Origin of the sequence: Algoriphagus ratkowskyi, assembly GCF_002150505.1 — a bacterium.
Taxonomy (GTDB): domain Bacteria; phylum Bacteroidota; class Bacteroidia; order Cytophagales; family Cyclobacteriaceae; genus Algoriphagus; species Algoriphagus ratkowskyi.
The window spans coordinates 37,676-60,290 of record NZ_MSSV01000025.1; the positions used below are offsets into that span (position 1 = coordinate 37,676).

A 22,615-nucleotide genomic window follows, 5' to 3' on the forward strand; every position below is an offset into this window, starting at 1 on the left:
GAAAAACTAAATTACTTCAGCGGAAGACTTGCTGCAAGTGATTTGATACAATAGACATTAATTGGCATCTTTATTGGAAATGCAGGCGAAATTCAGATTACCTATGTGGAATTGGTTTCTTATTTTGTTGACTTCGCTTATTCCGGAGCCAGCTCAGCCTCAATTGGCTCCTGATGCCTTGCTGATCCAAGAAGGAGTAGCCAGCTACTATGGTCGAAGGTTTCACTTAAGGAGAACTTCCAATGGAGAAGTTTTTCACATGGACAGTTTAACCGCAGCTCACAAAACTCTGCCTTTTGATACCAAAGTAAGAGTATCTCGTGAAGATACTGGTGAATTTGTTTGGGTGCGGATTAACGATAGACTTCCCAAAACTTCTCGGCGAATCATAGATTTGTCGCGAAAAGCAGGGACTCAGCTAGGTCTTCTAGAAGATGGAATTGTTAAAGTGCGCATCGAAGTAGAAAATCCAGCAGAGATAAATAGACTTATTCAGTATTTTGGAGAGCATCCACCGGCTACTATGAGGTTAAGGCCAGTAGATGAAGTAATTACACCGCCTCTGGTTGAAATTGATACATCAATTCCATTTTTTTAGGATCATTAACATCCTTTCTACAATAAAGACTTTGAGATTGAATAATTAGTTAGTTTCTTATTACCTGAAACTACTATCTAAATGAAAAACTTCCCTCTCATACTTTTAGGTTTTTTAATAGTCCTATTTTCAGCCTGTACAGAAGACAAGGAAAAGCTCAAGGAAGCTCCCACAGAATCTTTTCGAAATGAAGTTGCCGCCACAGAAGTAAACGTCGCTACTGCCGAGCGAAAAAGTTTCGATTATCTCATCCAAGCTCCTGGTAAATTGGAAGCTGGTGCTGAAGTCCTTGCCGTGATAGAGCAAGCTGGATACTTACTTGAAGTGAATGTGCGCGAAGGACAGTTCGTAAATAAAGGTGATGTCATTGCCCGCTTGGATGCAACTGAGCCTACTTTTAGGTTGGAGAAAGCCAAGATCGCGCTCCGGAATTCCAATGCAGAATATGAATCCATGAAAATGGGTTTTAACAATTTGTTTGAATCAGACAATGCAGAGCAGAAAGCAGTAGTAGATGAGCAACTCCGAGCCAAATCAGGAATTTTCTTAAATGAGGTAGAACTCAAGGAAGCTCAAATGGCTTTTGATAGATCTGTGGTAAAGGCGCCAATCTCCGGGCAAGTAGCTGATCTCAAGTATAAAGCAGGAAGTTTAGTTGGTTCCAATGAGGTCCTTTGCCAAATTTTGGGGACCAGCCAGTTTATCCTCAAAGTAAAAGTCTTAGAGTCTGACATCAGCCTTATTTCCCTTAATCAAAAAGCAGAGGTTTATCCTATCTCTAATACTCAAACGGCATTGGAAGGAAAGGTAAGTGGCATCAATCCTAAAGTTGATGAAAATGGCTTAGTTCAGGTTTCCATCACCTTAGGAGCCAATAAAAGTCTCCTTCCAGGAATGAATGCCCGAGCCATAATCCGCGCTCCGCAAAACAATTCCTTGGTTGTGCCAAAGGATGCACTAGTCTATAGATCGGGTAGAGCGGTAGTTTTCTCCATAGAAAACAAAGAATCCAAGTGGAATTATGTAGAAGTGGGAAAGGACAACGGGGAGGAAGTGGAGATTCTAGAAGGACTGGAGGAAAATAGCACAGTAATCACTTCCAACAACCTGCAACTTGCGCATCAGGCTCCGGTTCAAATCGTAAAAGAATAAGTCATGGTTAGATTTTTACTGGCCCGGCCGATTGCAGTTTTTATGACTTTTATGGCGTTGATGGTTTTTGCCTTCATCGTCCTTCGTACACTGCCTATTTCGCTTTTGCCTCCTATCGATGTGCCACAGATCGTGGTGAAAGTCAGTTATCCAAATGCTTCTCCGGAAGCGATTGAGCAAAATGTCCTCAGCCCAATTCGTGAAGGCTTGATCACCTTGAATGGCCTGGAGGAAATGGACTCCAAGGCAGGTTCGGAGGTAGGAACAATTCGATTGACCTTCGACTACAGAACCAAGATGGAGTTGGCCTACATCGATGTAAATGAGAAAATAGATCGCTTGACAAATGGTCTTCCCGAAGATCTTGGACGTCCCGAAGTAATCCGTATCAACACCTCTGATATTCCAGTTGCCCGAGTACAGGTGGTGCCAAAAGAAGGAGCGGACGCAGTAGAAGTGAGTTTGCTTACAGAGAATGTCCTAAAGAAAAGAATTGAGCAGCTTCCGGGAGTATCGCTGGTGGATATCAATGGTAAAAAGGAGCGAATCATCACCGTAAAGCCAAATGAGGAGGCTTTATCAGCCTTAGGCATGACCCAGCAAAATGTAATCGCAGCAATCCAATCCGGTAATTCTGATCTGCCAGGGATATCCGTGAAAGATGGTCAATTCAGATATTATCTTCGTCTGGCGACTAGAGTAGATACGCCAAAGGATATAGAAAGCTTGCCTGTGGCAGCGTCTTCAGGTGTGATTATTCCATTGGGAAAATTGGCTGAAGTGACTTACGAGACTCAAGAAACTCTGGGTTTTCACCTTTTCGGAACGAAGGAAAGTTTGGTAATTACCGTTCACAAACAGGCCTCAGCCAAAATGAATGAACTGATTCCTGCACTTAAAGAGGCGATTGAATTATTTAAAACGGATTATCCTCAGGTAGATTTTGAAATTACCCAAGATCAGTCCAATCTCCTAAACGCAGCCATTTCTAACCTTGAAACTTCACTGCTCTTTGGTGGAGTTTTCGCTTTTGCAGTACTCTTTCTATTTATGAAAGACTACAGACTTCCACTTATTATTGGGGTGAGTTTACCGTCTTCTTTGCTGATTTCTTTCTTGATTTTCTACTTTTTTAATCTTTCTATCAACATCATTTCTTTATCAGGCTTGGCGCTCGGGATCGGAATGCTGATCGATAATGCGATCATTGTTCTAGATAATATTACCCGAAAGCGGGAGAGTGGTTTGCCGCTTTTTGAAGCTTGCGTGGAAGGCGTAGACGAAGTGATGGGAGCTCTGGTCAGTTCTGTCTTGACGACACTTGCAGTATTCGTTCCGCTGGTTTTTCTTAGTGGGATTTCTGGTGCCTTATTCTTTGATCAAGCTGTCGCGGTGACGGCGATACTTTCGGTTTCACTTGCCGTGGCTTTTATACTGCTTCCTATGCTTTACTACCTTCTCTTTTCGCGTAGCAAAAAAGCCTTTGATGATGGCGAAGGAGCATTTTTCACTAGAGTTTTAGGATTATATGAGTTTGGCTATCGCAAAATAACGGGTAATAGGAAGGTGGCTATGCTTCTATTTATGTTACTGATTCCACTGGGTTTAGGTATTAGCCTTATTCTAAAAACGAGTGGTTTGCCAGAGATCGAGAAGCTGGATGCTACGCTAGATGTGGATTGGTCGGAACCGATTTCTGCGGCTGAAAATAGAGACCGTGTGCTGACACTTTTGAAAAGTATGGAAGGAAAGTATGATCAGGTAGAAGCAGATGTGGGAGTGAAGCAATTCTTGCTGTTCGATGGGGAAAACTCCATACAGCAGTCTTTACTCTATTTCCTTTTCCCAACGGTAGAAGATAAAGAAGCTGCGATCAAGGAATTGGAAGCTAATCTGAAGCAGAATTATCCTGAAGCATCTTTTACGTTAGGAGATGCACCAAATGCCTTTGACCAGTTATTCAATTCCAATAAGCCATTTTACGAAGTGAGATGGAAAGATCTAGGAGCAAAAGAGCCAGTGCCAGAGGAGAAAATGGATCCTTGGCTAAGTCAATTCCCAACTCAAGAATGGGAGCGAGGGCCAGGTTTGCAGAAGGAAGCCTCAGTAGTTTTTACACTTCGTGCCGATAAGATGGCTATCTATCAGGTTCCTGTGGATGTAGTACAAAATCAGATTGCGAAGCTTTTTGGGACTTTTACCATTACAGATATTAGACGCTTTGGCGAGATTACTCCGATCAGATTGAAGGAGCCAAATACGCGATTTGAAGATTTGTTGAGAAACACGCGAGTGATAGTTTCTGATTCCACTTCGTACATTTTGGGTGAATTTGTAGAATACAATTACGAGGATCATTACAAATATGTAACTGCCGACAAGGGTGGCATCTATCAATCTCTGCATGTGACGACAGAGAATCCTGACGAAAATGCAAGTTCATACATTCGTTGGGGGCAAGAGAAGAATCTGGGTGTGAAGGTGGTAGGGCAGTATTTCAGAGACAAGGAAAATATTCGTCAGCTGATTGGGATTTTGCTGATTTCAGTATTACTGCTTTATTTCATTTTGGCAGCTCAATTTGAGAGTTTTATTCAACCATTAATCGTCGTATTTACACTTCCCCTGGGAATTGGAGGAGCATTTTTAGTGCTGTTAATTAGTGGATCTTCACTCAATGTGATGTCTGCTATCGGTCTAGTAGTGATGCTGGGAATCATGGTGAATGATGCGATCCTGAAGATCGATACTATTAATCGCCTGCGTGCTACTTATGTAGAGTCTGACGAGATTTCCGCTTGTGAAGCACTTGAAATGGCACTTCACAGAGCTGGGCAGATTCGACTCAAGCCGATCTTGATGACTTCGATTACCACAATTTTGGCTTTGATCCCAATTGTGTTTAGCTCTGGTTTGGGAGCAGATTTGCAGCGACCATTGGTGTATGCAGTGATCGGAGGTTTGACCATCGGCACACTGACTGCCTTGTATTTTGTGCCACTGGCTTATTGGTTTACTGTTTCCAAGAAATCTCTGAAAGCGACCTAATATGACTCCATTCAGAATTCTGATATTCTTTGTAGTCGTGTCGATTCTTGGGTTGGCGGTGATTCCTATGCTTTCAGTGGATCTTAATCCCAAGGAACGCTCCCCAATTATATCAGTGGGTTATAGTATTGGAAATGCCTCACCAGAAATCGTGGAGAAACTTGCGACTTCTCCCTTAGAAGGCGCTTTTTCCCGACTTTCAGAACTTAAAGAAATCAACTCCACCTCTAGTTATAATGGGGGATATATCACGCTGACTTTCGACAAGAAAGCGGATATGGAAATGAAGAAATTTGAGATTTCTGCTATGGTGAGGCAGATTTATCCTCAAATGGATCAGCGTGTTCGATATCCAACAGTGACACAGTCTTCTCAGGCTAGGTCGGACGACAAAACTCCGATTTTAACCTATAGTGTAAATGGTCCATTTGCCTCTTTTGAAATCAAGAAAATAGCTGAGGATATCCTAAAGCCCGCGCTCACCAGGTACGAGGAAGTGGAGGAAGTGAATGTGAGGGGAGCAAATGATCTACAGCTGTATGTGACCTACGATATCCAAAAAATGCAGGCTTTTGGAGTCACAAAGAGCCAGTTGGATAATAGTGTTCGCAGTGCTTTTGGGATGACGTTCCCTGGGGCGGTGATGAATAGCCAGGGGCAGACTCTCTTTGTCGAAGTAGATCGCTCGCTGAAGGATAAAGATCAGCTGGAGAATTTGGTCGTGAGCAAAGTGGGTGGAATGGAAGTTCGGTTGCGGGACGTGGCAAGTTTGACTCTAGAAGAAGCCGAAGCAACTAGTTACTTTAGAATCAACGGAAACAACTCAGTGACCCTATCTATCTATAATAGGGACGGAGTAAATAAGGTCTTGCTGGCGCAAAATTTAAAATCAGCTATAGAAAGTGCTGGACAACAACTTCCTGCAGGATTTGAGGTGCGCTTGGAAAATGACGACACCGAATACTTGGAAAAGGAGCTGAATAAAATCTATAAGAGATCGGGGCTTTCGATCCTGATCTTGGTAGTCTTTATTTTTCTGATCAATAGAAATATCAAATATCTGAGTATTCTGTTTTTGGGAATTGTAGCCAACCTCAGCTTATGTGCTATCGTGCTGTATTTCCTGAAAGTAGATATTCATCTGTATTCTCTGGCTGGATTGACGATTAGTTTTGGCTTGATCGTGGACAATGCGATTATCATGATCGATCACTTGCATAAGCATAAGAATCGTCGGGTTTTCTTGGCACTTTTAGCGGCCTCTATGACGACTATCGCAGCGCTGATGATCGTGTTTTTCCTACCTGAAGAAGATCGAAAAAACCTGACAGAGTTTTCCATTGTGGTTTCAGTGATGCTGGGGATTTCGCTTTTGATTGCCTTGGTGTTTACTCCGGCTTTCTATCAAGTGATGTTCAAAGAATCGGTGAGTCAAGGCAGAAAATTGACTCTTCCGAAGTTGCGGAAGCGAGCCAAATATTTACGAAATTATGAGAAAAGTATAGCCTGGACGGCTCGATACAGAAAGACATTTGTTACCCTCTTGATCCTGCTTTTTGGAACACCTATTTTTTTCCTCCCAGCCAAATGGGAAGAGCATGAATGGTATAATAAAACAGTGGGAAATACCTTCTATCAGGAAGAAGTTCGGCCTTATGTGGATAAAGCACTGGGTGGTGCCATGCGAATGTTCGTACGCGGAGTTTATGAGAAAAGTGGTTATCGAGAAGCTGCAAAGACACGACTATACGTCACCTGTCAATTGCCATTTGGAAATACGCTGGATCAGATGGATTTTATTATGCGAGAATTTGAGTCTTACCTGAAAGATGTGGAGGGAATCGACCAATTTGTAACTACAGTCAGCGATGGGCAACGAGCGCGTATTGAAATTACTTTCAAGGAAGCATATGAAACGGGGGCTTTGCCTTATCAGCTCAAAGGGAAATTATCTGTTAAATCTACCGATTGGAGCGGTGCTAGATGGAATGTGTATGGTGTAGGGCAAGGCTTTTATACCGGAGGTTCCAGTGATCAGATTCCTAGCTATCGGGTGAAGATGATGGGCTACAACTTCGATGAGTTGGAGCGCCAGGCAAATGTGATGGCAGAAAAGCTGTTGGCACATAAGCGAATTCAAGAAGTAAAGACTAACGAGCGGGCTGGCTATGGCGAGCAGAAAACGGAGGAATATGTGCTTCGACTTGATCAGAATAGAATGGCGATGGGGAGTACCAATCAATTCGAAGTTATCACTGCCTTGCAGGATATGTCCAAACCAACTGGGCCGTCATCGATACTGACACTGGAGGAAAAGAACTATGGAGTGATGGTCCGTGAGCGAAAATCCAAGGATTTTAGCAAGTTCGATATGGAGCAAAAAGGCTTGATTGGCGGTGAAAATCGGGTGTTCAAAATCTCTGATTATGGTACTTTAAATAAGGAAACTACCACAAATTCTCTTCATAAGGAAAATAGACAGTACATCCGAATAGTTGCTTTTGAGTACATGGGTTCAGGAAAATTCGGACAGGAGTACCTCGATGAAGTCCTAGCCGAGATGAAGCAAATTATGCCGATAGGCTATGAAGCCAAGAAGGATTCCTATAATTGGAACTATGAACAACAGAAGCGACAGTATTCACTTTTGGGGTTACTTATCATCGGGATATTTATGATCTGTTCGGTGTTGTTCGAGAATTTGAAGCAGCCGATATATATCATCGTAATCATCCCGATTAGTTTTATTGGTTTGTTTTTGATCTTCTCACTTTTCGATTTTTACTTCGATCAGGGCGGATATGCGGCCTTTGTGATGCTGGGAGGTTTGGCTGTAAACGCTGGGATCTTTATAGTGAATGACCTGAACAATAGAGACACAGGACTTTACAATCGAAATGTACTGAAGTCCGTAGCCGGCAAGGCGATTCCTATTTTGTTGACGATTATGTCCACCTGTTTCGGTTTGATTCCTTTTATCATGGAAGGTCAAAATGAGGTTTTCTGGTTCTCGCTGGCGATCGGGACGATTGGGGGATTGATCTTCAGTATGATAGGGGTGTTTTGGGTGCTGCCGGTGTTGCTATGGAAAAAATCTCTCGCAACGGCGCAACGGCGCTACGATCCTGTTTCTGTCAAGGCTAAGCGCAAATGGTTTTTCTCTTGGCGGCGCGGCGGCGGAGCGAAGTTAAATAACCTTTGAGGTTTTTTTTGAACCTCGAAGGTTTACAGATGAAAAATTTGATGTCTTAAATCCATTACGATGAGAAAGGTAGTAGCATTTGCATTTTTAGCGCTTTTAGGCTGTGGGGAAAGGGAACCGGTAGCAGTTAAAGTCATTGATTTTGAAGCTGTGGAGGGAGTTTCGGCTGATTTGCTGATAGAAAAGGCTATTCTTCTGGAGACTGACACGACTGCTTTGCTCAGTGAGTACCTGATGGTGAAATATGATAAGGATGATTTTTTTGTGATGAACTATGATCGTCCAACTGGGATTCATCGTTTTTCGAAGGGTGGGAAATACTCGGGCTTGGTGGCTGAAATCGGTGAGGCTCCAGGACAGGTCATGGGTATAAGGAATTTTAGGCTATTCGGAGATGTAGTGCAAGTGAATTCTGGGTTTGGAAATTCTCTTGAGATTCACTCCTTCGAAAAATCAGGAGAGTTGTTGAATTCTACTCCCTATCCGATAAATGCTTTTTCCTTTTACCCTGTGAGTGAGGGAGAAGTATGGTTTTATAGCAGTTATAATATGGTGGCGGGCGATCATCGCTTGTTTATAGCGGACGGGAAGGGTGAGGTGAAGAAGAAATTGCTACCGAATGATTTCAATGAGGGGATGCTTCCTTTTGATGAGCAATCCTTTTTTGAAGGCGATGATGCTGTGCTGTTCAGGGAGTCTTTTAAGACCAGTGTGTATGAGTTGAGTGAAGGAGATTCTTTGCGTGAAGTTTACCGCTTTGATTTTGGTGCGACTACCGTTCCAGAAAAATATTGGGAAATGGATGCCTTTGCAGGGTTTGATATGATCACCAAACAAGGGTTTTCAAACCTTAATTTTTTGCAAGAAACTGAGAAGTATTTGTTGGCAGACGTAGTCACTCAGAACGAAAGTGGTCAGAAGAAGGAATTGTATATCTGGAATAAGTCAACTGGCAAGGAGTTCAAGATTGAAATAGATGAGGATGAACAGCGATATTTTCAGTCTCCTATTGGTATCGAAGGAGATCAGCTTGTGTTTATTGCTTATGCCCCTTATTTGGTGAGAAATAGCGAAACGCTAAATCTAAGTGTTAAAGCAAAAGCCTCTTTGGCGTCAGTTACGGAAGAATCAAATCCAGTCATTCTTTATGCGACAATACCGGAATAGAGGTTTTTCTCGCGGCGGCGCAGCGAAGTTAACTAACCTTTGAGGTTTTTTTTAAACCTCGAAGGTTTTGAGTAGAGGGTTTAATCTCGCGCTCCCGACAGCTGTACGGGAGGCGCAAATGGTTTTTATCTGATTTTCTCGCGGCGAAGCAGCGGAGTTATATAACCTTTGAGGTGCCTGCCTACCGGAAGGCAGGTCATCCCGAACGTCGAAGACTTGGCGATCTCCTCTGATGTTTTGAATTGATATATTTTTAAACCGGTGGAGGCATAGGGCTGTACCTAACGGCACAGCTGAAATAATCATCATGGCGTATACCTACCCATAGTTTGTCCCTAAAGGGGCGAGAAAAAAGATAGAAGAAAGTAAAATCACCAATCAATAAGTGTATTGGAATGAATGCAGCCACCTAAAAAAATGTGCGTGAAATTTCTAGCGTAAATCCTTTCATTAGTTTTATAGGATGAAATGGAATTGGAATTTCAAACCTTGTCTTTAATGAGTTAGGCGCGGCAAATGGATACTATCAAAATAAGTTTGGGTGGGTGTGAAAGTCGTAAAACTTATTTAATTCTATATGTCAACGGCAATACTTGGCACTCTTTGATGCCTTCATATAATTGGCAGATCTCAAAAACGTCCCTTTAGGGACTTACTATGGGTAGCCTTACAAGATTAGATAACCAACCGCCGTGCCTTTAGGTACGGCCCTAAATTTTCAAATCATGGCAAATACCTACACACAAATTCACATTCAAGCTGTCTTTGCAGTTCAAAACAGAATATCGCTTATTCAACCAACTTGGAAAGATGAGCTGTACAAATACATTTCATCTATAGTTTCAAAATACGGACACAAGCTGTTGCAAATAAATGGAATGCCAGACCACGTTCATTTGCTCATGGGTTTTCGACCAACCCAATCTCTCTCTGATCTGATGCAAGAAGTAAAGCAGGATTCCTCAAAATGGATCAATTCCAAAGGGTTCACCAAGGGCAAATTTATATGGCAGGGCGGATATGGTGCATTCTCTTACAGCAAAGACCAGGTTCCAAGAGTAATTAATTATATCCAAAATCAAGACATGCATCATAAGAAGCAATGCTTCCTTGATGAATATGAGGAACTATTGAAAATCCACGAAATTGAATATGATAAAAGATATATTTTTAAACCGGTGGAGGAATAGGACTGTACCTAAAGGCACAGCTGAAATAATCATCATGATGTATTTCTACCCATAGTTTGCCCCTAAAGGGGCGAGAAAAAAGATAGAAGAAAGTAAGATCACCAATCCTTTTTTGAATGGGAGAGCAATAAGACCGTTATCCAGAAATCATTTGGATGAAATGTGTAATCCCCACCACCTGAATGTTTTTTGCCATCGGGTAATTTTCTTCCCGTGGAATTACCACGTGTAATTTTTCGATCCCCAAATCTTCCATTGCTAGATAGGTGCCTTTGGTGAGCTTGGGGCTAAGGCTGAATTTGATTTCTGCGGCTGCAAGCCATTGGTTATTACGCCTGATCAAGAGGTCAATTTCTGAACCGTCTTGCGTGCGATAGAAGTACATTTCGTCATCGGATTTTAGAACTATCGCAACTTGATTAATGACAAATGCTTCCCATGAGCTGCCCAAAACGACATTTCCAAAGATGCTATCCATATTCTTGATTCCTAGCAGATAGTGTAGCATTCCCGTATCGCGAAAATATAGTTTGGGGGATTTGACGAGGCGCTTTTTTGTATTGACTGACCAAGCGGGTAACACTCTCAAGAGAAATGCATCTAGCAGAAAGCTAAGATAAGTTTTGATCGTGGGCGCGGTCAATCCTAATGATTTGGCAAAAGTCGCATAGCTGAGCACCCCTCCATGTACAGAGGCAATCATCATCAAAAATTGCCTTGTTACCCTTGGATCTGCGGGTAATCCATACTGAGGTAAGTCTCGCTGAATGTAACTTGTGGTAAAGCTGAGGTACCAATCTTGGACGAAGTCCGAATCATGTGACAAGGCAGGCTCAGGAAACCCTCCATAAATCCAGAGATCTTGGCTCGTTATTTTTTCATTAGTTTCCAAAATAGAAAACGGCATCATATCCAGGTAGTTGATTCGTCCGGCCAAACTTTCAGAATTTTGGCCAAGCAAAGAAGGAGATGCAGAACCAAGTATAATAAATCGTCCCGGCTTTCTACTTTCATCGATGAGAGCTCTCAGTAAAGGGAAAATAGCAGGCTGATGTTGGATTTCATCTAGGATGATGGTTTTGTCTTGATTTTGGGAGAAGAATAACTCAGGATCATTCAGTTTATTTAGATCAGAGTTTTTTTCTAAATCCAGATAAATAGTATTTGTGTTAAGCAATAGCTGTTTAGCTAGGGTGGTTTTACCTACCTGCCTAGGCCCAACTATTCCAGTCACCGAAAATTGTGATATAGATTTTAAGAATGGTTTCTCGATTACTCTATGTATCATCCCTGCAAATCTAAAAATAATTTTTAGATTTGCAGGGATGATTTCATTTATATTAGATCTTTTGTCCTATAAATCCCAGCTTTCCCGACTAACTTAGAACCTTAACTAATAGCTATGAATAAATCAACTTTTGTTGCCCTTACCGCACTTTTAGCATCTATACTTTTTTCCTGTTCCGAAAAAGAAACCACTACAATTCCTACTAGCCCAATTCAAGAACTTCAGTTTGAGGTCTATGATTCGATTATGGTGGATTTGCTAGAGCCGGTTACCATTTTGGATTACCATTCCTCAAAGGATCTATATCTGATGAAAAATACCAGAGAAGGAAAGGTGTTTCTGGTCAATGGAAAGGGAGAAATCCTCGAAAAGCATGAACTTGGAGGAGAAGGTCCAAATCAGATTCAACAATTTTATGAGGGGAGGTTTTACGGAGAATCCGGGTATGTCTTCAAGGAGCTTTCTATGGAGATGCCTTATCACCTGTTCGACACTAATTTTAATAAAATCAAAAAAACAAAGGGCACGGTGAAAGAGATGATGATGCTTTCCATCAATTCCAATAAACAGAGTTTTGCAGTGTATGAAGAAGATGGGAAATATAAGATAGTAGGAGAGGAACCGAACTCCTTCTCTATCGCTGATATCGATTTGGAGACCATTGGAGCTGATTTTTACAATAAGGTAAATTCAGGATTTTTACTTGATTTGGATCAGGACTCCGTTCACTACCTAAATGTATATCCTGATGACTGGACCTTTAAAAAAGAACAAAAGTGGATCGGGGCAACTTATCCAAGCTTATCCTTTAACCCAACTACCAAAACCCTGGCCTCCTTACCGCAGATGGGTTATCAACTTGGTATTTATAAGCTGGAAGGAAATAATGCTGTTTATCAAACAGCGGTAGAATTGAGCCATCCTGATCGGGATGGGTATGAGGCTGTTCTTGGTTTGGATGGTTTGGTATACCCTGGGTTTAACGATATCAAAGCATTTGGCTCGTATCAGATACTTACATTTTTCACTCCAATGCCGGAAGATATTTTAATGGGATTTAAAGCAAAATCAGAGGAATATTTCAGAGATCCAGAATTCAGAGAAGCTCTCAGAAAGTATAGAAAACCCCGCTACATTATCGTCAAAGGAGATCAGCAAATCGGAATTCTCAATGAACTTCCAGTTGCAGGTGTTGTGAATTTTGGTTTGCCAGACGGTACGCTACTCATCAAAGCTGCTGACGGAGAAGTGGAGCGGGATTATAATCTGTTTTATAAGGTGAGGTTGGTGGAGGAGTGATAGCGTGGGCTTTATCAATTTTTCTTAAGATTTATTAACTGCCTTGGCCGGTAATAGCACCCCAAAATTCTTTAGTTTGTGTTACTTACATTATTGGGTGAAAAAGTAAGATACAGATGAAGAGATTTTTGGTTATGGGAGTTTGTACAATGTGCTGGGAATGTGCCGAGAGAAATAGTTGAGACACTAACAGCGGCAACGTGGAATCTCCCAATTCTCGAATCTCTTATTCTCCCAATCTCTAGTCTCTCAATCTCACAATTCCCAAATCAATACTCCATCAATTCCCTCAATTTCACACTAAACCGCTCCACAGGTAGAAACTGCTTTTCCAAGTTTGGTGCAAAAGGAACCGGAGTATCCAAACTCCCTTCCCGCATAACAGGAGCATCTAGATCTTGGAAGCAATGCTCCGATATCCATGCGCAAATCTCCGCGCCGATTCCACCCGTCAGACAATCTTCCTGAAGGAAAATCACTTTCCCTGTCTTTTTCACCGTGGCTTTCACAGCTTCCTTATCCCAAGGTAAAAGTGTTCGCAAATCCAGAATATCTGCAAAAACACCCATTTCTTCCACCGCTTTGATCGCCCAATGAACTCCCATTCCATACGTGATAATGGAGAGTTGTTCGCCTGATTGAGTCAATTTCGCTTTGCCAATTTCCACCGTGTAGTACTCATCTGGAATCTCCGCGCTGATAGATCGGTACATTCCCTTATGCTCAAAGTAGAGGTAAGGATTTGGATCTTCGAGGGCTGCATTGAGTAAGCCTTTGGCATCGTAAGGATTGGATGGATAAAGGATTTTCAAACCTGGAGTATGGAAAAACCAAGCTTCGTTTGATTGGGAGTGAAAAGGTCCAGCGGCCATCCCTGCACCTGTTGGCATGCGCACGACCACATCGGCATTTTGCCCCCAGCGGTAATTGATTTTGGCGAGGTTGTTTATGATTTGATTGAAACCCACGGTGACGAAATCTGCAAACTGCATTTCTACCATAGCTTTGTACCCCTTAATGGAAAGCCCAAGTCCGGCACCAATGATGGCACTTTCGCAAAGCGGCGTATTGCGAACTCGATCAGCACCGAACTTCGCTTTGAAACCGTCAGTGATTTTAAAGGCACCGCCATACTCTCCGATATCCTGACCCATCAGTATCAGCTTTGGGTACTTTTCCATGGATTGACTCAGTCCGTCTGAAATGGCATCTATAAATCGCTTTTCTGATTTTGGAAAGTTTGCAGGAAGGGAGATGACTTGCTGCGCAAAAGGGAAGTAAACATCTGAAAGTTCGGTTTCCAGGTTTGCTGATATGGCTTCCTCAGCAAAGGCGATTTCCAAACCATCATTAATGGCTTTTTTGATTTTGCCGTTGATCTTAGTCTTCGTTTTTTCATCCAAAACACCGATTTTTTCCAAGTAAGCTTCGTAGTTATCTACTGGATCCAATTTCGCCCAATCTTCCATAAGTTGCTTAGGGACGTATTTGGTACCAGAGGCTTCCTCGTGTCCGCGCATTCTGAAAGTAATGGCTTCCACAAGCACTGGTCTAGGATTTTGGCGAAGATCTTCAGCTAGCCTTTTGATCGCATCATAAACTTCCAGGACATTATTCCCTTCGATTCGGAGCGTTTCCATTCCATATCCAGGGCCTTTTTCTGTGAAATATTGAAAAGCAAACTGCTCCTCGCTAGGAGTTGAAAGTCCGTAGCCATTATGCTCAATGACAAAAATCACTGGGAGTTTCCAGACTGCTGCCACATTCAATCCCTCGTGAAAATCTCCCTCCGAACTTGCCCCATCTCCTGAGAAAACCAGCGTGACTTTCTTTTCTTTGGAAAGTCTATCTGCCAAAGCGATACCATCAGCTATCGCTAACTGTGGGCCTAAATGTGAGATCATCCCGACGATGTGATGTTCATTACTTCCGAAGTGAAAAGAGCGATCCCGACCTTTGGTGTAGCCCGAAGCTTTGCCTTGGAACTGTGCGAAAAGCTTTTCTAAAGGCATATTTCTCCCCGTGAAAATCCCCAGATTTCTATGCATCGGCAAGATGTATTCATCTGCTGCCAAGGCATTGACCGCTCCTATGGAAATCGCTTCCTGTCCCCAGCCACTAAACCATTTTGAAATTCTGCCTTGACGCAAAAGAATGAGCATTTTCTCTTCGATCCGCCTAGGCATCAGCAAAGACTCATATAGCTGTAAAAGGATTTTGTCTGAGTAGTTTTTTCGATCAAAAGTTAGTTTTTGGGTAGTTTGGTCGGTCATTTCCATAAAATTGGGATTATGATCCTAAGGTACATTAAGCTTGTAAATTGCCAAAAAATAAAACTTGGCTTCCTGCAAAAGTGGCCCCGAACGAATCGGGGCGAAAAATAAATGCAAGGAGTTAAAAAGTTTGCTGTACGTCTCAAAAGTAGTAAATGGCAACTACTCCAAGTCATGAAGCGAGTTAAGGTTAGTTTAACAAAATGCCATTTGAAATGATCTTTAGATAATATTGGATTCTGACATAAAAAAAATGATCGATAATAGACTACTATCCAAAAGAAACTGGAAATTACACAACCAAAATTAACCCAAGACCTGATAGTTATGAAACTCAAATACTTTCTCTTTTTATCCTGTATTTTCCTTTTTTCAGCATTTAGCGCTTTTTCCCAAACTCCACGCAAGACATTACTCAGCATCTCAGAAGATAAATTTTATATCAATAATGAATTGACCTATTCGGACAGAAATTGGAATGGGCATGCGATAGCGGGTTTGTTGATGAACTCGAGAATGGTGCAAGGCGTATTTGATGACTTGAATCCTGAAACTGTCAAGAACTGGATTTATGCTGATACCAAAAAGTGGGATGCAGACAGAAATACGGATGAGTTTGTTACAAATATGTCTGTTTGGAAGTCGTATGGACTTCTGTCATTTACACTGAATCTGCAAGGAGGAAGTCCCTATGGCTATTCACAGAGTCAGCCTTGGATCAATTCCGCCTACACAGAAAGCGGAGAACTGAGGCCAGCATATTTTAAACGACTGGAGCGGATTTTGGATAAAGCAGATGAATTGGGAATGGCGCCTATGTTGGGTCTATTTTACTTCGGACAAGATGAAAATCTAGCCGACGAAAAAGCCGTTATAAATGCCGTGAGTAATGTGATCGATTGGCTACACAGCAAGGATTACAAAAATGTACTTATCGAAGTGAATAATGAATGTGATATTCGTTATGATCATGCGATTCTACAGCCTGAGCGAGTTCATGAGTTGATAGAGTTGGTGAAAAGTAAGGAGAAAAATGGCTATAGATTTCTTGTGAGCACCAGCTATAGTGGAGGGGCGGTACCAAAGGAGAATGTAGTTAAAGCATCAGATTTTATCTTGCTTCATGGAAATGGGGTGAAGGAACCAAACAAGATTATTGAGCAGGTTGCAGCGACCCGATTGGTGAACGGATTTGCGAATCAGCCCATCGTTTACAATGAGGATGATCACTTCAACTTTGATCAGGACTTGAATAATTTCACAGCAGCCGTTTCGACCTATGCTTCATGGGGGTATTTTGATTATCGAATGAAGGACGAAGGATTTGAAGAAGGCTATCAAAGTGTGCCGGTGGATTGGGGGATCAATTCCGAGCGGAAAAAAGGCTTTTTTGAGTTGATGAAGGAGATTACGGGTTATTAAAAAATTTAAAATTTGGGAATTTAAAATTACTCTCATCGCTAGTCATGAATTTGGATTTGTTCTCGCGGCGGGGCTCCCGACAGCTGTTTGGGAGGCGCAACAGGTTTTAATTAACGGTTGAGGTTTTATATGAACCTCGACTGTTTTTGCATTAATTATCTCCTGCTCAGGCGCAAATAAAATGAATCAGACTTCTATCAATTTTGCCAACGGCAAGACCTGTAAAAGCCCCGAAAACAGCGTAGCGAAATTCGGGGTGAGAGATTTGTGATGGGAGGAATCACGATTGCCAACGGCACGATCAGTAAATTAGGTTGTTATCTAAAAAGCAGTATGCCAATTTATTTGAGACCTCATTTTATCAAATGTCTTTGATAATCCATACTTTGATGGAGGACTCGGACGATAAAGGCGCCATAATTTATAGTGAAATAAAAAATCATATGTGACTTGAAGGTCAACCTTCGTAGTTCTGGTATTAATTTACTGGCATCTGTTCCTATGAAATTCTGGATTGCGATAGATTCAAAAAATTCATGTAAACCAAAAATGTATTTTTTTGCCTTATTTAGACCAAATTTTTCTATGGCATATTCATATATGTGGACAATATCCTCATCCCAGAGTTCGGATATTTTATAAGCGCCCATCAGCTTTCATTCGCTCTTCTACTTCCTTCATGATTTCTGAAATAGTTCTTTCACTGACTCCAGAATCTATGCCTTCTTGAATGGCAGCCTTTAATTCAATGAATTTGCTGTTACGTGCTTGATCTGTTCGGATAAGATGCCTCACATATTCTGATTCGTTTGTGAATTCGCCAGCTTGAATCTGAGATTTTATCCATTTATCCTGCTGATCCGTGAAGGTCAATGTTTTCCGTACTGTTCCCATAATTACTCTTTATTGAATCAATCATCATACTATTGGTGTAATATAGCTTCAAAAAATTCATTTACAAACAGTGCGGAAACAGGATCGTTGAGTCTGACATGTATACTTTCCTTTAATCTCTCGCCAAAAGCAAGACCCATAGCAGCCCCGAATTACAGCGTAGCGAAATTCTGGGTGAGAGATTTGTGATGGGAGGAATCACGAGTGCCATGGGCACGATCAGTAAGTTGGTTTAGTTTCTTATGTCAGAGTCTGAAAACTGCAATTGATGGAGCATAAGCCAGCTTTGCCACAGGCAGGTCTGAAGACTTGCGCTAAGTGGTTTGATAAAAAGTGTTTCTTGATTTCTCTGTGTTATTCTTTGCGATCTCGTCGGCTTTGCGGTAAAAGAAAAATTACAGTTACTTTTCCCTACCTTTGCACCCTCAAAATGTAGGAAAACTGTGAAAGCGAGAACTCTCAAAAAAGACAAAGTCAATATTGTAACCATGGGTTGCTCCAAGAATCTTGTGGATTCAGAAGTGCTACTCACTCAGCTTAGAGGTAATGGCATCAATGCCCACCACGAATCTGGAACGGAGGACAATAACATCATCATTATCAATACTTGCGGGTTTATCGACAATGCAAAGCAGGAGTCTATCGACACTATTTTGCAGTATGTGGATGCCAAAGAAAAAGGTTTGGTGGACAAAGTCTATGTGACGGGATGTCTCTCGCAGCGCTACAAAGACGATCTTGAAAGGGAAATTCCTCAGGTTGATGCATTTTTTGGTACCAGAGATTTACCTGCGATTTTGAAGAAATTCAAAGCAGATTATAAGCATGAGTTGGTAGGAGAGCGTTTGCTGACGCACTCTTCGCACTATGCTTATATGAAGATCTCAGAAGGATGTGATAGACCTTGTTCTTTTTGCGCTATTCCTATTATGCGTGGAGGCCACATTTCCAGACCGATTGAAGAATTGGTGAAAGAAGCGCAGCATAAAGCCGCTGGTGGAACGAAGGAGTTACTTCTGATCGCTCAGGATTCTACTTATTACGGATTGGATATCTATAAGAAGAGAAACCTTGCGGAGTTGATGCGCAGGCTTTCCGATGTGGAGGGGATCGACTGGATTCGCTTGCACTATGCTTATCCGACTGGCTTTCCAATGGACGTGATTGAGGTAATGAAGGAGCGAGATAATATTTGTAACTACCTAGATATTCCACTGCAGCATGGTTCTTCAGATGTGTTGAAGGCCATGCGTCGTGGTACTACGCGTGAGAAGCAGGAAAGCTTAATCCATAGCATCCGAGATATTTTGCCAGATATCGCTATCCGAACTACCCTGATCGCTGGTCACCCAGGAGAAGGCGAGAAGGAATTCCAAGAAATGGTGGATTTCGTGGAGCGCATGAGATTTGAGCGCTTAGGAGTGTTTACCTATTCTCATGAGGAAAACACACATGCTCATACCATGGACGATAATGTGCCGCAAGAAGTGAAGCAGGAGCGAGCAAATCATTTGATGGAGATTCAGGAGCAGATTTCTTACGATCTGAACCAGGAGAAAATCGGTAAAACTTTCAAAGTGCTAATCGACAAAAAAGAAGGTGGACAATTCGTAGGTCGTACCGAATACGATTCTGTGGAAGTGGATAACGAAGTGTTGATTGATGCGGCCAAGCATTATTGCCGAGTTGGCGATTTTGTGCAGGCTACAGTTACAGAAGCTACAGAGTTTGATCTGTATGCGACGGTGGAGGAGTAATAGAGTTTGGGTTTGAAATAACACGAAATGCTAATTCATCGTATTAGCTAGAGTATTTCAATTTTATTAACTTTCATCATGCTGACTATTGATCCCAAATTCATCACTGACCGATCTGGTAAAAAAATATCGGTTGTTCTTCCTATTAAGGATTTTGAGGCTATGATGGAGCAACTTGAAGATTTGGAAGATATTCGTTTATATGACGAGGGTAAAAAGTCAGAGGAACCTTCCATTTCGATTGATGAGGCATTTGAAATCATAGAGTCAATTCGAAAAGGTGAATAATGGCTTATCAGATCGCCATTAAGAAATCAGCGATTAAGTCTCTAGCCAAGATTCCCGAACCCTATTTTTCTACCTTAAAATCAGCATTTCTTAGTTTGGCTGATACTCCAAGACCAAATGGCTGTAAGAAATTGAAAGGTCGAGAGGCCTATCGAATTCGTGTTGCTGACTATAGAGTCATCTATGAAATTACAGATAAAATTCTTCTGATTGAGGTAATTGCAATTGGACACCGAAAGGATATTTATGAGTGATTTTCTAAGATTTTATATTTAGTCGAAAGTCAATTATAAATTTATGTGGATTTTAGTCGGTTTAATCCTAATTGGATTGGGTGTTTATTTATACCGAAAGGTTATTCTTCCTAACATAGTCGGCTTTCACAAGTTTAATTATGTAGACAAATTCCGGAGAATTGCTTTGATTTACTTCTAATTGATTGGAGGTTGTATTATGGTAGTGAGAGAATTACTCATTTGGATTTGGTTTTAAATTCTTTTAAGTCCGGCTTTTGGAGAAGCAGGAAAACTTATCTTTTCCCATTTCATAGTTTGTACTGCTTCTGGAGAAGCAGCACAACTGAGGCAGCACAGCAATTGATTTTTGACATTTCACCCGATCTACCTAATTTAGCATTCTAAAATCACCCGAATGCAATTGATCGAAGTTACCAGCCCTGCCCATCAGAAGGAGTTTATCGAGATGGCTGTCAGGTTGTATAAAAATGAAAAGAATTGGATTCGGCCTCTTGATGCAGATATCGAAGGGCTTTTTCACAAGGAAACAAACAAGCTTTTTCGGAATGGTGCAAAGTCTAAGCGCTGGCTTTTGCAAAATGAAAAAGCCGAAACCATCGGACGGGTAGCTGCTTTCATCAATCCAAAGATGAAGGAAAAGCAACCGACTGGAGGCTTGGGCTTCTTCGAATGCATCAACGATCAGACCGCTGCATTTTTACTTTTTGATATGGCAAAAGCCTGGCTGGAATCTGAAGGAATGGAAGCCATGGACGGTCCAATCAACTTTGGTGAGCGCGACAAATGGTGGGGACTGCTCGTGGATGGCTTTACTGAGCCGAACTATAATATGCCTTGGAACTTCGGCTATTACCAGAAGTTTTTCGAGGACTATGGTTTTCAGATCTACTTCAAACAGTTTACCTATGCCAGGAATGTCCAGGGTTTAGGCTTTGATGAGAAAATGATAGCCAGAGCCAAGGTGGTAACTGATAATCCGGATTATGAATTTCACTACCTGAAAGGAAAGGAGCTGAAAGAAAAAGCTCCAAAATACTTTATGACGGTATATAATAAGGCCTGGGCGAGACATATGGGCAAATCACTTGCGCTGAAAGAAGCTCAGCTGATGTTTGCCAAGATGAAACCGATCATCGACGAAAAGCTGATTTACTTTGGCTTTTATAAAGGAGAGCCAGTTTCTTTTTTCATCCAAATTCCAGAGATCAACCAGATCTTCAAGCATGTGAATGGTAAAATGGATCTGATCGGAAAACTCAAATTCCTTTGGTACAAAACCTTTTCACCGCCCAACAAAATGCTCGGTTTGGTGTTTGGTGTAGTGCCAGAGCATCAGGGGAAAGGGGTGGAGAGTGCCATGATCATCACCTACGATAAGATGAGTGGCAAACCCGGTTTTCAATACAAAACCATCGAGATGAATTGGATTGGGGATTTCAATCCAAAGATGATGCGGGTTTGTGAACAGCTTTTGGCAGATATTTACAAGACACATCATACTTATAGGTTCTTATTTGATCGAGAAAAACCTTTTGAGAGACATCGGGTGTTTGATTGATTTACGATATCTGAATTACGATTTGCGAGGTCTTTTTATGCTATTGAGATATTGTCCTAATTAACCTTTGAAGTCTCTTTATGCCTAATCTTTCAAAATTAATATCGAATGAAGAACACTGAATTTAGAATAATGAAGTATCGCTAACTTCTGAGCCCAATCTTCCAATTTTAAAATATTTCAATTTTCCAATACAGAATAAATAATGAAAAAATACGACGTAACAGGCATAGGAAACGCCCTAGTAGATATAGAGTTTAAAGTAAAAGATCAGTTTTTTACGGACAATGGAGTCGAGAAAGGCTTGATGACTTTGGTAGATGAAGATCGCCAAAATGCATTGATGCAAGTGATCGATACTGAGCAAGCCAAAAAGCAATGTGGAGGTTCTGCAGGGAATACGGTGATTGCGATTTCTCAGTTTGGGGGTAAATCCTACTATTCATGCAAGGTTGCAAATGACGAGCTGGGCCATTTCTATATGAATGACATGAAGGATGCAGGCGTTTCTCATAATCTGAATGAAAGTAATTTGGCAGAAGGAATCACTGGCAAATGTCTGGTAATGGTGACTGAAGATGCCGAGCGTACAATGAACACGTATTTGGGAATTACGGAAACTTATTCTACAGCAGACGTAAACGAAGCTGCGATCAAGGATTCCAAGTATTTGTACATTGAAGGTTACCTGATCACTTCTGAGAATGGGAAGCAAGCGATGAAGCATGCAAAGAAAATAGCGGAGGATAATGGAGTGAAAGTGGCGATGACTTTCTCAGACCCAGCGATGGTGAAGTATTTCAAGGAGCCAATGACTGAGGTAGTAGGAGCAAGCGTTAATTTGCTTTTTGCAAATGAAGAAGAAGCGATGCTTTTCACTGGCAAGGATAATTTGAGCGACGCGCGCGAGGAGCTGAAAAAAGTAGCTAAGCACTTTGTGATCACTCAAGGAAAAAATGGAGCGATGATCTACGATGGAGATACATTTATCGATATCGAGCCTTATTCTACTACTGCAATTGACTCTAATGGAGCAGGTGATATGTTTGCTGGAGCATTTATGTATGGCATTACGAATGGACACAGTTATGCATCGAGCGGGAAGCTTGCTTCAATGGCGAGTTCTAAAATTGTGAGTCAATTCGGGCCAAGGCTGCAATGGCATGAAGCAAAGGATATTTTAGCGAAGCTAAATCCATAAAATAAGGCCCTGAGAAATTAA

At 41.6% G+C, this 22,615-nt stretch carries 17 protein-coding genes; 13 read left to right on the forward strand and 4 right to left on the reverse strand.

Going from position 1 to position 22,615, the window contains the following annotated elements; translation table 11 throughout:
- The first annotated feature begins 61 nt into the window (after positions 1–61).
- The 6 genes from BVH02_RS19010 (at position 62) to tnpA (ending at position 10,357) form a co-directional block, all read left to right on the forward strand.
- Positions 62–598 (forward strand): septal ring lytic transglycosylase RlpA family protein, encoded by a 537-nt coding sequence (locus tag BVH02_RS19010; protein WP_223271921.1) that lies wholly within the window; start codon positions 62–64, stop codon positions 596–598.
- An 81-nt stretch (positions 599–679) separates the two neighbouring features.
- Entirely contained in the window at positions 680–1,750 is a 1,071-nt protein-coding gene (locus BVH02_RS19015; RefSeq protein ID WP_086503055.1) for an efflux RND transporter periplasmic adaptor subunit, read from the forward strand.
- Positions 1,751–1,753: 3 nt separating this feature from the next.
- Positions 1,754–4,798, forward strand: a complete 3,045-nt coding sequence (locus tag BVH02_RS19020; RefSeq protein WP_086503056.1) for an efflux RND transporter permease subunit — start codon at positions 1,754–1,756, stop codon at positions 4,796–4,798.
- 1 nt (position 4,799) lies between these two features.
- Positions 4,800–8,000 (forward strand): efflux RND transporter permease subunit, encoded by a 3,201-nt coding sequence (locus tag BVH02_RS19025; protein ID WP_086503057.1) that lies wholly within the window; start codon positions 4,800–4,802, stop codon positions 7,998–8,000.
- Positions 8,001–8,060: 60 nt separating this feature from the next.
- A complete protein-coding gene (locus BVH02_RS19030; RefSeq protein WP_086503058.1) occupies positions 8,061–9,167 on the forward strand; it encodes a 6-bladed beta-propeller in 1,107 nt (368 codons plus the stop codon).
- Between the two features lie 725 nt (positions 9,168–9,892).
- Entirely contained in the window at positions 9,893–10,357 is a 465-nt protein-coding gene (gene tnpA / locus BVH02_RS19035) for an IS200/IS605 family transposase (protein ID WP_086503059.1), read from the forward strand.
- A 136-nt stretch (positions 10,358–10,493) separates the two neighbouring features.
- Here the strand turns inward: tnpA and BVH02_RS19040 are convergent, their stop codons facing one another.
- A complete protein-coding gene (locus BVH02_RS19040) occupies positions 10,494–11,645 on the reverse strand; it encodes an ATP-binding protein (protein WP_086503060.1) in 1,152 nt (383 codons plus the stop codon).
- 114 nt (positions 11,646–11,759) lie between these two features.
- On the opposite strand from BVH02_RS19040, the gene BVH02_RS19045 reads away from it, so the two are divergent.
- A complete protein-coding gene (locus BVH02_RS19045; RefSeq protein WP_086503061.1) occupies positions 11,760–12,944 on the forward strand; it encodes a hypothetical protein in 1,185 nt (394 codons plus the stop codon).
- 269 nt (positions 12,945–13,213) lie between these two features.
- Here the strand turns inward: BVH02_RS19045 and BVH02_RS19050 are convergent, their stop codons facing one another.
- Positions 13,214–15,217 carry an alpha-ketoacid dehydrogenase subunit alpha/beta gene (locus BVH02_RS19050; RefSeq protein WP_223271920.1) on the reverse strand — a complete coding sequence of 668 codons (2,004 nt, stop codon included), beginning with the start codon at positions 15,215–15,217 and terminating at the stop codon, positions 13,214–13,216.
- A gap of 327 nt (positions 15,218–15,544) precedes the next feature.
- Between BVH02_RS19050 and BVH02_RS19055 the strand changes: the two genes are divergently transcribed.
- Entirely contained in the window at positions 15,545–16,639 is a 1,095-nt protein-coding gene (locus BVH02_RS19055) for a hypothetical protein (protein WP_111357196.1), read from the forward strand.
- A gap of 353 nt (positions 16,640–16,992) precedes the next feature.
- Here BVH02_RS19055 and BVH02_RS22080 read toward each other — a convergent pair whose 3' ends face one another.
- Positions 16,993–17,289 carry a type II toxin-antitoxin system RelE/ParE family toxin gene (locus BVH02_RS22080; RefSeq protein WP_086503063.1) on the reverse strand — a complete coding sequence of 99 codons (297 nt, stop codon included), beginning with the start codon at positions 17,287–17,289 and terminating at the stop codon, positions 16,993–16,995.
- Entirely contained in the window at positions 17,276–17,533 is a 258-nt protein-coding gene (locus BVH02_RS19065; protein ID WP_086503064.1) for a type II toxin-antitoxin system ParD family antitoxin, read from the reverse strand. The genes BVH02_RS22080 and BVH02_RS19065 overlap by 14 nt, the downstream gene beginning before the upstream one ends.
- 443 nt (positions 17,534–17,976) lie before the next feature.
- Between BVH02_RS19065 and rimO the strand changes: the two genes are divergently transcribed.
- From rimO to BVH02_RS19090, 5 genes are all read left to right on the forward strand, one after another.
- Entirely contained in the window at positions 17,977–19,290 is a 1,314-nt protein-coding gene (rimO, locus tag BVH02_RS19070) for a 30S ribosomal protein S12 methylthiotransferase RimO (RefSeq protein ID WP_086503065.1), read from the forward strand.
- A gap of 78 nt (positions 19,291–19,368) precedes the next feature.
- The gene (locus BVH02_RS19075; RefSeq protein WP_086503066.1) at positions 19,369–19,578 is read left to right on the forward strand and encodes a hypothetical protein; all 210 of its coding nucleotides are present in this window, start codon (positions 19,369–19,371) and stop codon (positions 19,576–19,578) included.
- Complete coding sequence (locus tag BVH02_RS19080) at positions 19,578–19,832, forward strand: type II toxin-antitoxin system RelE family toxin (RefSeq protein WP_223271919.1); 255 nt, start codon at positions 19,578–19,580, stop codon at positions 19,830–19,832. The genes BVH02_RS19075 and BVH02_RS19080 overlap by 1 nt, the downstream gene beginning before the upstream one ends.
- Before the next feature lie 397 nt (positions 19,833–20,229).
- Positions 20,230–21,393, forward strand: a complete 1,164-nt coding sequence (locus BVH02_RS19085; RefSeq protein ID WP_086503068.1) for a hypothetical protein — start codon at positions 20,230–20,232, stop codon at positions 21,391–21,393.
- 205 nt (positions 21,394–21,598) lie between these two features.
- A complete protein-coding gene (locus BVH02_RS19090; protein WP_086503069.1) occupies positions 21,599–22,594 on the forward strand; it encodes an adenosine kinase in 996 nt (331 codons plus the stop codon).
- The last annotated feature ends 21 nt before the right edge of the window (positions 22,595–22,615 follow it).